This window comes from Streptococcus sp. C150 (genome assembly GCF_000187445.1).
GTDB lineage: Bacteria > Bacillota > Bacilli > Lactobacillales > Streptococcaceae > Streptococcus > Streptococcus raffinosi.
Map to the genome: position 1 here is coordinate 1192856 of NZ_GL698449.1, position 11244 is coordinate 1204099.

At 39.0% G+C, this 11244-nt stretch carries 6 protein-coding genes; all 6 read right to left on the bottom strand.

Features of this window, described 5'->3' with window-relative positions; genetic code table 11:
• Window positions 1–154 precede the first annotated feature (154 nt).
• Window positions 155–2560, bottom strand: coding sequence for a glycogen/starch/alpha-glucan phosphorylase (locus HMPREF0848_RS05265; RefSeq protein WP_008535132.1), 2406 nt, complete (start codon window positions 2558–2560; stop codon window positions 155–157).
• 486 nt (window positions 2561–3046) lie between these two features.
• Complete coding sequence (gene glgA / locus HMPREF0848_RS05270) at window positions 3047–4477, bottom strand: glycogen synthase GlgA (RefSeq protein WP_008535133.1); 1431 nt, start codon at window positions 4475–4477, stop codon at window positions 3047–3049.
• Window positions 4474–5610, bottom strand: a complete 1137-nt coding sequence (gene glgD, locus HMPREF0848_RS05275) for a glucose-1-phosphate adenylyltransferase subunit GlgD (RefSeq protein ID WP_008535134.1) — start codon at window positions 5608–5610, stop codon at window positions 4474–4476. Before glgD ends, glgA begins: the two co-directional genes overlap by 4 nt.
• Window positions 5600–6742, bottom strand: coding sequence for a glucose-1-phosphate adenylyltransferase (locus tag HMPREF0848_RS05280; protein ID WP_002889363.1), 1143 nt, complete (start codon window positions 6740–6742; stop codon window positions 5600–5602). Before HMPREF0848_RS05280 ends, glgD begins: the two co-directional genes overlap by 11 nt.
• Window positions 6743–6912: 170 nt before the next feature.
• The gene (gene glgB / locus HMPREF0848_RS05285) at window positions 6913–8787 is read right to left on the bottom strand and encodes a 1,4-alpha-glucan branching protein GlgB (protein ID WP_008535135.1); all 1875 of its coding nucleotides are present in this window, start codon (window positions 8785–8787) and stop codon (window positions 6913–6915) included.
• Between the two features lie 121 nt (window positions 8788–8908).
• On the bottom strand, window positions 8909–11104 hold the full coding sequence (gene pulA, locus HMPREF0848_RS05290; protein WP_083802105.1) for a type I pullulanase: 2196 nt from the start codon (window positions 11102–11104) through the stop codon (window positions 8909–8911).
• Window positions 11105–11244 lie beyond the last annotated feature (140 nt).

Below are 11244 nucleotides of genomic sequence, written 5' to 3' on the forward strand. Positions count from 1 at the left end.
AGAATGAAACCTAGAAACCTACATATATTGAGACTTTGTCTGCATTCAAAAAGCTCTATAATCTCTATGGTGGTTTTACCCACTACAGAAATTATAGAGCCTCAAAAACAACGACCATTTCTAGCCGTTGTTTTTTTGATGTATTAGCTTTCGCTTATTTTTTCAATTCCCAAATTTCTTTAGCGTATTCTGTGATAGTATCATCAGAAGTAAACTTATGAGATTTAGCAATATTAGCCAAGCTCATGCGTGCCCACTTGTCATGGTCACGATAAAGCGCATCGATTTTCTCTTGAGCTTCTACATAAGCTGCGAAGTCTTCCAAGAGGAAGTACTCATCGTTATGAGTGATAAGCGCTTCATAGATTTCAGTACCTTCTGATTGAGCATTTGGAATAGTACCATTGACAAAAGTATCAACAACACGACGAATCACAGGGTTATTCTCATAAACTGCACGAGAATAATAATCGTGACGAGCATAGTGTTCGTAAACTTCGTCTTTGTTCATACCGAAGATGACAACATTTTCATCACCAACTTCGTCTTTGATTTCAATGTTGGCACCGTCAAGTGTCGCCAAAGTAATGGCACCGGTCATCATGAATTTCATGTTTGATGTACCAGATGCTTCTTTAGAAGCCAATGAGATTTGTTCAGAGACATCAGCTGCTGGGATAATAATTTCAGCCAAGCTTACACGGTAGTTTTCAAGGAAAACAACCTTAAGTTTGCCTTGGAGACTTTCATCATTATTGACAAGGTTAGCCACTTCATTGATAAGTTTGATAACTGATTTAGCGAAGTGATATCCAGGAGCAGCTTTAGCCCCAAAGATGAAGACACGTGGTACCATGTCTTTATCTGGATTATCTTTAAGATCCCAGTAAAGTTTGATAATGTGAAGGAGATTAAGCAATTGACGTTTGTAAGCGTGAAGACGTTTAACTTGAACGTCGAAGATAGCATCTGTAGATACTTCAATGCCAGTACTTTCCTTGATGTAGTCTGCCAAACGTTGTTTAGCTGCTGTCTTAACTTGATAGAATTGGTTCAAGACTGCTTTATCATCCAAGTAAGTTGTCAGATTTTCAAGCTCATGGATGTCTTTACGCCAACCGTTACCAATCACATCATCAATAGCTGCAGAAAGTTCTGGTGCTGCAATTTGTGTCCAACGACGTTGAACAATACCATTAGTCTTGTTATTGAATTTTTCAGGATAAATAGTATAGAAATCGTGGAGAGTATCTTCTTTAAGAAGCTCTGTGTGAAGTTTAGCAACCCCGTTGACTGAGTGACCACCAATGATTGAAAGGTTAGCCATGTGCACTTGGTTGTCTTTCACAATACGTGTGCGTTCGATAACATCCGCAGCAACACCACGTCCAGCCATTTCAGCTACATAACGGTTATCGATTTCCAAAATAATTTGGTAAACACGTGGAAGAACACGTTTGAAGAGTTCTTGATCCCATTTTTCAAGGGCTTCTTGAAGAATAGTGTGGTTAGTGTAACTCATGGTCTTAACAGTGGCATTCCAAGCATCAATCCATGAAAGTCCGTATTCGTCAAGAAGGAGACGCATAAATTCAGCTGGCGCAACCGCTGGGTGAGTATCATTGATATGGACAGAGACTTTTTTATGGATATCTTTCAATGGCAAGCCCATCTTGAGATAAGATTTAATGATTGTTTGGAGACCTGCACTTGTCATGAAGTACTCTTGAACCAAACGCAATTCTTTACCTTCGACAGTTGAATCGTCTGGATAAAGAATAGCTGTGATATTTTTCACACGGCGGCGATCTTCCAATGTTCTGTAGTCCAATTCGTATTCTTCAGGAATTTCAACATCCCAAAGACGAAGGTTGTTAATGACGTCGTTTTGGAAACCAATTTGTGGCACATCGTAAGGAACCGCACGAAGAACTTGAGCGCTCTTATAAGTTGGAACAATACGGCCTTCTTCGTTAGCTTCAAGGTAAACATCACCATAAAGTTTAACATTTACAATATCATGGTCTTTACGAGTTTCCCAAACATTTCCTGTTGAACCAAACCAACCATCTGGCAATTCCACTTGGTAACCATCAACGATACGTTGTTTAAAGAGTCCATAACGGTAACGAAGACCATTACCGAAACCTGGGTAACCAGTAGTCGCAAGTGAATCCATGAAGGCAGCTGCCAAACGACCAAGACCACCATTACCAAGAGCCATGTCATGCTCTGCTTCTACAACTTCACGGAAGTCAATGTCAAGTTCCGCAAAACCTTCTTTAACAACATCAAGAATACCAAGGTTAAGAAGGTTAGTTTCCAACATACGACCTGGAAGAAACTCAATTGAGAAGTAGTAAGCAATCTTTTCTTGTTTTTCTGAAAGTTCATGATTACGTGTAATCCATGTATTCGTGTAATACTTACGAATCAAACCAGCCAAGGCTGTAAAAATTTCAGTAGGTGTTGCTTTGGCAACCTTGATAAGTTGTTCTTGGTGGAGTGTGTCTTTAAAGTCACGAATAAATTGTTCTGGAGTTAAATTTTCAAGTTGCATAGAAATCCTTTCTTAATTGCCATTATCTCAAATGCAATTTAAAGCAGTAAATCACAAGACATCCCCTAAATAGGACATCCTATTTCGAGAGTTACCATAATTAATGGCACAGACGAAAGGGGAAATCTTTTTCTGATAAAACACCAATCATAGACGGCAGAGAGGACTAAGATCACATTGCCCCTTTTAAAGGCGTTATTAGATAAGACCTATCATCCCAATCACAAAGTAATATGAGGAGAATGTCATCACTTATTTTTAGGAGAATATCTCTTCGTATTCTAGTATGTTCAAGCAGACTACAGACTAGTTATGTAGATTATACCACATCAGAGCAAATCCTTGTAGGTTAAAAAATGAACTTTGTGAAGAAGTTCTAGAACTTCATTCGCCTTTACAAGACATTCCCTGTCATGGTTAAAATGTGAGTAATCTTTCTCATGACACGAAATAACTTTTCTCAAATTGAGAAAAGTTATCATCGTTTTAAACTAATTGCTTATATAAATCAACATATGCCAAACTTGCAGTATCCCATGAGAAGTCACGAGTCATTGCATTATCTTGCAATTTTCTCCAAGCCTTAGGATCATCTTCATAAAGATCAAGCGCTTTTTCAAGGGTTTGTACCATCCAGTAACCAGAGAAGTTACCAAATGAGAAACCTGTACCCTCACCAGTAACAGCGTTGTAGGGTTCAACCGTATCACGCAAGCCACCGACTTCGCTAACTACTGGCAAAGTACCGTAACGCATAGACATCATTTGAGAAAGTCCACATGGTTCAAAAGCAGAAGGCATTAGGAAAATGTCACAGCCTGCATAAATTTGTTGTGCCAATTCAAGGTTAAATGTGATATTGGCTGACATTTTTTGAGGATAGGCTTGTCCAAACCAAGAGAAAGAATGTTCATAATCGCCATAACCTGTTCCCAAAAGAACAACCTGAACATCATGTTGCAAAATGTTATGCAATTCATTAACAACCAAGTCAAATCCTTTTTGGTCAGTCAAACGTGAAACCATACCAATCAAAGGGACATCTTTGCGTACTGGCAAGCCAACACGTTCTTGAAGGGCAGCTTTATCTTTGGCCTTACCAGACAAATCTTTAACGGAAAAATGATAAGGAATATGAGTATCTGTTTCTGGGTCAAGGAGGTCTGTATCGATACCATTAACAATACCAGATAACTTACCTGATTCCATACGCATAATTTGGTCTAGGCCTTTACCAAATTCAGGTGTTTTAATTTCTTCTGCATATGATGGTGAAACAGTTGTTACACGATCGGCATAAAGCACAGCGGCTTTCATCCAGTTGAGACAGTTGTTCCAACGAAGTGTTCCATCTTCATAACGTTCATAGCCCACGCCGAAAAGATCGCCCAACATGCCACTATCAAATTGACCTTGGAATTCAATATTATGAATGGTAAAGACAGTCCTGATATTTTTATAGGCTTTAATCCAGTGGTATTTTTCCTTAAGCAAGAAAGGAATCATGGCTGTGTGGTAATCATGCACATGAAGAACATCTGGAATGAAGTCAATTTTTTCCATTAACTCCAAGGCAGCCAATTGGAAATAAGCAAAACGTTCGCCGTCATCCCATTCACCATAAACTGTTCCACGATTGAAGTATTGTTCGTTATCCACGAAGTAGAAGTCAACACCTTCATGGGTGGTTTTCTTCATGCCAACATATTGCCAACGCCATCCCAATTTCGTGTAGAAGTAGCCTAAATCTTCCATTTGATCACCAAATTTTGCGGCAATCATATTGTAGTAAGGAAGAATAACGGCAACTTCATTTCCATCTTTAACTAATGATTTAGGAAGAGCACCGATTACATCACCAAGACCACCTGTTTTAGCGAAAGGTGCACCTTCAGCTGCTACAAATAAAACTTTCATCGTACAATATCCTCTGTTACAACGCTTCCTTTTGTAATAACAACAGGGTTGTTTTCAGTTCCTTGAATGGTTACACCATCAGCAATTGTAACACCTTTATCAACGATAGCGTAATCAACAGTTGCATTTTTACCAATTTCAACACGAGGGAAAACAACAGAGTGCGTCACACTAGAACCTTCTTGCAAGTCTACATTACGAGACACTACTGAATCTTCAACATGGCCACGCACAATAGAACCAGATGCAAACTGAGAACGTTTAACATCAGAACTATTTGAGTAGTAAGTTGGCTCTTCGTTTTTCACTTTTGTATACACTTTTTGATTTGGAGCAAAGAGTGTATAGAATTTTTGAGTATCCAACATATCCAAGTTAGCGTCAAAGTAAGATTTTACAGAATGGATATTTGAAAGATAGCCAGTATATTCATAGGCGAATCCACCCTCAGCAGCTGCCAAATCACGAAGAACATAGCGTAGTTTACGAGGTTCTTCCTTAGCAGCTTCTTCTTCCAATTTTTCAATCAAGTAAGGAGTGTCAACTACAAAGATATCTGTTGACATGTTATAAATTTCTTGACCATTGTCTTGGAAGAGTTCATGCGAAACAATCTTATCAGTTTCATCAATTTCAAACACACTGTTAACTGATGAAATCTGTTCTTTTGGCAATTTCTTATAAACTACTGTAATTTTTTGATCTGTAGTGTTATGAAGGTGGAAAACTTGATTAAGGTCAATGTTAACCAATACATCACTGTTAAGTGCTACAGTCTGATCTGACCCTGAACGTTTCAAATAAGTCAAAATTTGACGGTAGTATTCCTCATCAACAGTTGAACTTTCAACAGGAGTATTGTAAATACCAAGGTAGTAGTGACTCAAGAGAGTAGACAAGCCCCACTCACGACCAGAACGAATGTGGTCAAAAACTGAGCTAATGTTTTCGTTTTGGAAGATACCAAAGACGCTACGAATACCAGCATTAGCCAAATTAGAGAGAGGGAAGTCGATGAGGCGATATTTTCCACCAAATGGTAGGCTGGCAATAGGACGGTGTGCCGTCAAACCATCCATGTCATGATACCCTACGGTATTTCCTAGAATTGCAGAATATTTATCAATCTTCATCTTTTGGTACCCCCACTACTTCATTGTATCCTACGACTTGCACTTCTTCTGTTCCGTCAATTTCAACGCCTTCAGAAATGTGTGCTCCTTCACCGATAATGGCACGTTTAATTTTTGCACCTTTAGCAATGACTGCACCACTCATGATTACTGAATCTTCAACCACAGCACCTTCACGAATTTGAGCATTGGTTGAAAGGACAGAATGTTTAACTGTTCCATCAACTAATGAACCGTCGACTACAAGGGAATCCTCAACATGGGCATGTTCACCAAAGAAGTTTGGTGGAGCAATCATGTTACGTGAGTAAATCTTCCATTGGCGGTTACGGCTATCCAAAGCATTTTCTGGTGAAATGTACTCCATATTTGCTTCCCAAAGGGATTCGATAGTACCGACATCTTTCCAATAGCCTGAAAATTCATAAGCATAAACACTTTCACCAGTTTCCAAGTAAGCAGGAATAACATGTTTACCAAAGTCTGACATTTCAATGCCACCTTTTTCTGCTGATACCAACATGTTGCGTAGACGTTTCCAGTCAAAGATGTAAATACCCATTGATGCTTTCGTAGATTTTGGATGTTCTGGTTTTTCTTCAAATTCTACAATGCGATTATTTGCATCAGTATTCATGATACCAAAGCGACTTGCTTCTTTAAGTGGTACATCAAGTACAGCTACCGTAAGACTAGCATTATGATCCTTATGTGATTCTAGCATTTCATCATAGTCCATTTTGTAGATATGGTCACCAGACAAGATAAGGACATACTCAGGATTGATAGTGTCGATATAATCAATGTTTTGGTAGATGGCATGGCTAGTTCCTTCAAACCATCGGTTTCCTTCACTTGCAGAATATGGTTGAAGAATTGAAACACCAGAATTTACACCATCCAAGCCCCAACTTGATCCATTACCAATATGGCTGTTCAAAGCCAATGGTTGGTACTGAGTAATAACACCAACATTGTTAATGCCAGAGTTGGCACAGTTAGACAAACCGAAGTCAATGATACGGTAGCGACCACCAAATTGTACCGCAGGTTTGGCAATGCTTTGGGTCAATTTCCCAAGACGAGTTCCTTGCCCACCGGCAAGAATCAAAGCCAACATTTCATTTTTCATGTAAATTCCTCCAATTAGTTTTAGCCTCTAATCGTTTGAAGAGAAAGACGGCGATGGATAAGACTCCTTATTAACGTTTTTCTTTCACGAAGTTGAGTATGACAAATTATAAATATAAAGCTATTGTTACGTTCCACGATAATAGCAAAACTAAATCGTTACTAAAAATGTTATTTTAGACGACGTTTCACACGCCAGATACTTGCACCAAGTGCAGGCAAAGTGAAGGTAAGGGTATTTTCATAATCCTTCCACTTAGATTTTTTCGTCTTCGTATTAGGATTTCCTTCTTTCCAAACACCACCAAATTCTTCCATTTCAGTGTTAAGAACTTCTTGGTAGATACCTGCTACTGGTAATCCAATGGTGAAGTTTCTACGTTCTACTGGTGCTAAGTTGAAGACACATACCAAGAACTCACCCTTTTCACTCCAACGAATGAATGACAGAACACTTTCAGCACGGTTATCAGCATCAATGATTTCCAAACCACTGTACGAATCATCTATCTGCCACAATGCTCGATGGTCTTTATAGAAACCATTAGCAAAGCTAGTAAATTCTTGCATTTGTTGGTTCAATTTATCTTCAAGGTTCACCCACTCCAATTGGTAGTCATACTTCCATTCTAGGAATTGGCCAAATTCAGAACCCATGAACAACAACTTTTTACCTGGGTGGCAAAGCTGATAAGTATAGAGATTACGTAGGCCAGCAAATTGATTGTAGCGATCACCCCACATCTTATGCATCATGCTCTTTTTACCGTGTACCACTTCGTCATGTGAGAATGGTAAGACATAATTCTCATTGAAACAGTACATGAAGCTGAAGGTCATAAGATTGAAATCATACTGACGATAAACTGGATCTTCTTCGTAGAACTTAAGAATATCATTCATCCAACCCATGTTCCATTTGAAGTCGAAGCCTAGACCACCTTCTTCAATAGGCTGAGTAATTGGTGTTGCTGCCGTTGATTCTTCAGCAATCATCATAACACCTGGATGACGTTCTTTAACGACTCGGTTTAATTTTTGTAGGAAGCCATAGCCTTCTAAGTTTCGATTTCCACCTTCCCTATTTGGTAGCCATGGACCTTCATCGTAGTCCAAATAGAGCATATTAGATACAGCATCTACACGGATACCATCGATATGATAATTTTCAATCCAATAAAGTGCACTTGAGATAAGGAAAGACTGTACTTGATTTTTTCCTAAATCAAAATTCAAGGCTCCCCAACGATAATTGTGGGCACGGTCATGGTCTTGATACTCAAATGTTGGCGTTCCATCAAAGTATGCTAAGGCATCATCGTTTTGAGTGAAATGCCCTGGAACCCAGTCTACCAGAACACCAATGTTATTTTGGTGACAAGCTTCAACGAAATCTTGGAATTCTTCTGGTGTACCGTAGGTGTGTTCAAAAGCGAAATACCCCATCAGTTGATAACCCCAACTCATCCCTAGAGGGTGAGCCATCAAAGGAAGAAACTCAACATGTGTGTATTTCATCTCAACCAAGTATGGAATCAACTCTTCTTTGAGTTCTTTAAAGGTGTATGGTTGACCGTCTTCTTTTAACTTCCAAGAAGAGGCGTGAACTTCATAAATATTAACGGGACGTTTTTGAAAACCTAAACGCTTACGACGGCCCATCCAAAGGCCATCTTTCCATTTTTTGTCAACTTTTTTACGAATCACAGCTCCTGTTCCTGGTCTAGGTTCCAAGTAAGTGGCAAAAGGATCCATTTTTTCGACCACTTGACCACCCTTGCGCTTAACCAAAAACTTATAAAGCTGACCTTCTTCTGGGAGGTCTGACGTTACCTCCCAAACACCAATATGATTTTTAACCATGTCTAAGGGTTCGTCAAACCATCCTGTAAAGTCACCAATCACCTGAACATTTTCAGCATGGGGTGCCCAGACACGGAAAACATAGCCCTCTTCACTACCATCTATCTCATGTGAACCTAGATAATTTTGTAAATGGAAATTCTCACCTATTCCAAATGTATACATAGCTTCATCATGTTTCATATCATCTCTCCTTCCTGAAAATTGATAATTCTACTACACTAAAACTTTTCTAGATAATGCGTGAGCTATCAAAGCCTCTATGTAAGCGTTTACTAAATTATATCATATTTTCTATGCCCTGTCAGAAAATATCTAAACTTTTTTTCACATTGTTAAAAACAAATGCTTTATTTAGATGACCAGAAACATGTAATTCCACAATACCTGAGTCATACTCCGCTTTAAATACAAAAAGATTATCATAAATTTCTGCGAAACTATGGTATGAAAATTCAGGACTTGTTTTCTTTCTTTCAATCAACTTAGCAACCTTGGCAATCAATGATTTTTTAAGCGTAACTTGGTTCCAGTCCACCTGATTAACTTCATCTGGCGCATTATAGCTATTCATAGCACGTTGTTCATCCTCATTGGTAATGGCACCATCAGGTCCAGTTCCCACCATCTTAGTCCGTTGAAACTCCTGACCAAGTTGCATGAAGCACATTCCCTGCATGCTCAGATTTAAAGCATTAGCTAAGTAAATACGATTTTCAATATCTTCTTCAGATTCTTCAGGATGTAAGTGATTCATGAGATCGTTAAGATTATAATTATCATGAGCCTCAATATAATTTAATACTTGTCCTGGCATCAAGTAATTGACAAAGCCACGACTTCCCAAGAGACTCTTAGCAATTTTATCTTCTGTTGGAGCACCTGAAACAAAACCTTTACTGATATGGCCATATACTTCTGCCCCTTTAACGGCATCACGTGAATTGTCATTGAAGAAACCTATACGAGGAAGGAGGGCTGCATTATCCTTCTTAGCCTTTTGTTCACTGGCTAAACCTATTCCCATATCCCATCCTTCACCATAGAGTAAAATACGGGAATCAATAGCATCCATGGCTGAGCGGATAGCATTCATTGTTTCAACATCATGCAATCCCATTAGGTCAAAACGAAAACCATCAACTCCAAATTCTTCAACCCAGTAAGTCAAGGAATCAATCATATACTTACGAAACATTTCCTTGTCACTCGCTGTTTCATTTCCACAACCAGAACCATCTTGAAACGAACCATTGTCATGCATACGGTAATAATAAGCCGGTACAGACAATTGGAAGGGTGAACTGTAAGAAGAGTAGGTGTGATTATAAACAACGTCCATAATAACTCCAATACCTGCCTTATGATAGGCCTGAATCATATTCTTCAGTTCTAAGATAGGGGCTAAAGGATTCTTTTGGTCAGCGGCAAACTGGCGATCGGGAACATTATAGTTTTCAGGATCGTATCCCCAGTTGTATAGAATATTGCCGTTTTCGTCATAGGTCTTATGGTGGTCAAAAACAGGTTGCAATTGTATGTAATTGTATCCCATACCCTTGATGTAATCAAATCCAGTCACATCACCATGAGCATTCTTTGTTTCCTCTTGACAAGCACCGAGGTAGGTTCCTCTGTATTTTTCTTTGACCCCTGAAGTCTTTGACTTAGAGAAGTCACGGATATGCATTTCACAAATGACTGCAGAGCATGGATTCTTGGTTCGCCAGTGGGCATTGGCTTTTGTGACTTTTTGATAGCCCTTTGGAATCATTCGTTCTGGATTGACGACCAGACTCTTTTTGTTATCTAAGCTAAGTGCCAGGCTGTAAGGATCTCGTGTGTCTTGGTAGAATCTTTCTTCATGATACACACGATATTGGTAAGCCACTCCATCTAAGTTTTGTTTGATTTTAGCTGTCCACACACCCTGATTATTTAACTGATGGTGATCCTTGTTGATACTTGTCCCTCTTTTCATTTTAATGATGCGAGGACGTTTTCCATCTTTTCTATAGATGAGGACCTGAACACGGTGCGCCAAAGGGGCCCACAAACGGAATTCTGTTTCTTTTGCATGGTATTTGTGACCTAACCAGCCTTGAAAGCCCCATTTTTGGTCGAATTCTTTCTTACGAATGGCCATGTCAAAGGCATGGTGGTCACGTTCAGTAAAGCAACTGCTAGTTAAAGCAGCTGGCTTTGAATAGTAAACTTCAGAATCTCCCTCTACCAACCAAATCTCATTGGGAGCATCCCCCAAAAAACGACGAATATGATAATCATGTGTTTGACTAGACCAGTTCCCGCTTTTTACCAACAAATTTACAGAATCAATAAAACGAGATGCTGGAAATGATACTTCTCCAATTAAGCCAAAGTCATCTTGGCCTGAAAAAAACGCATCCTTTCCCCAGTAGCCATCTAGCCACCTCCACATGCTATATTTTGAATATTCACCGTTCATACTGTGAAAATGAACGATTACCCTGTTGTCCATTTTTTCTCCTTTTCTATCTAAGTAATACATACACTCATTATAACACAAAATAAAGGTGAATTTGAAAGCGTTTTTTTCTAAAGTAAGAACTATTCTCCCTACCAATAAAAAAAGGATATGAGAAATCCACTAAACGCAGT

Excerpts from the sequence above, each read along its gene's own strand:
- HMPREF0848_RS05265 (WP_008535132.1), bottom strand. The coding sequence starts at position 2,560 with ATGCAACTTGAAAATTTAACTCCAGAACAATTTATTCGTGACTTTAAA.
- glgB (WP_008535135.1), bottom strand. The coding sequence starts at position 8,787 with ATGAAACATGATGAAGCTATGTATACATTTGGAATAGGTGAGAATTTC.
- HMPREF0848_RS05280 (WP_002889363.1), bottom strand. The coding sequence starts at position 6,742 with ATGAAAAATGAAATGTTGGCTTTGATTCTTGCCGGTGGGCAAGGAACT.
- pulA (WP_083802105.1), bottom strand. The coding sequence starts at position 11,104 with ATGGACAACAGGGTAATCGTTCATTTTCACAGTATGAACGGTGAATAT.
- glgA (WP_008535133.1), bottom strand. The coding sequence starts at position 4,477 with ATGAAAGTTTTATTTGTAGCAGCTGAAGGTGCACCTTTCGCTAAAACA.
- glgD (WP_008535134.1), bottom strand. The coding sequence starts at position 5,610 with ATGAAGATTGATAAATATTCTGCAATTCTAGGAAATACCGTAGGGTAT.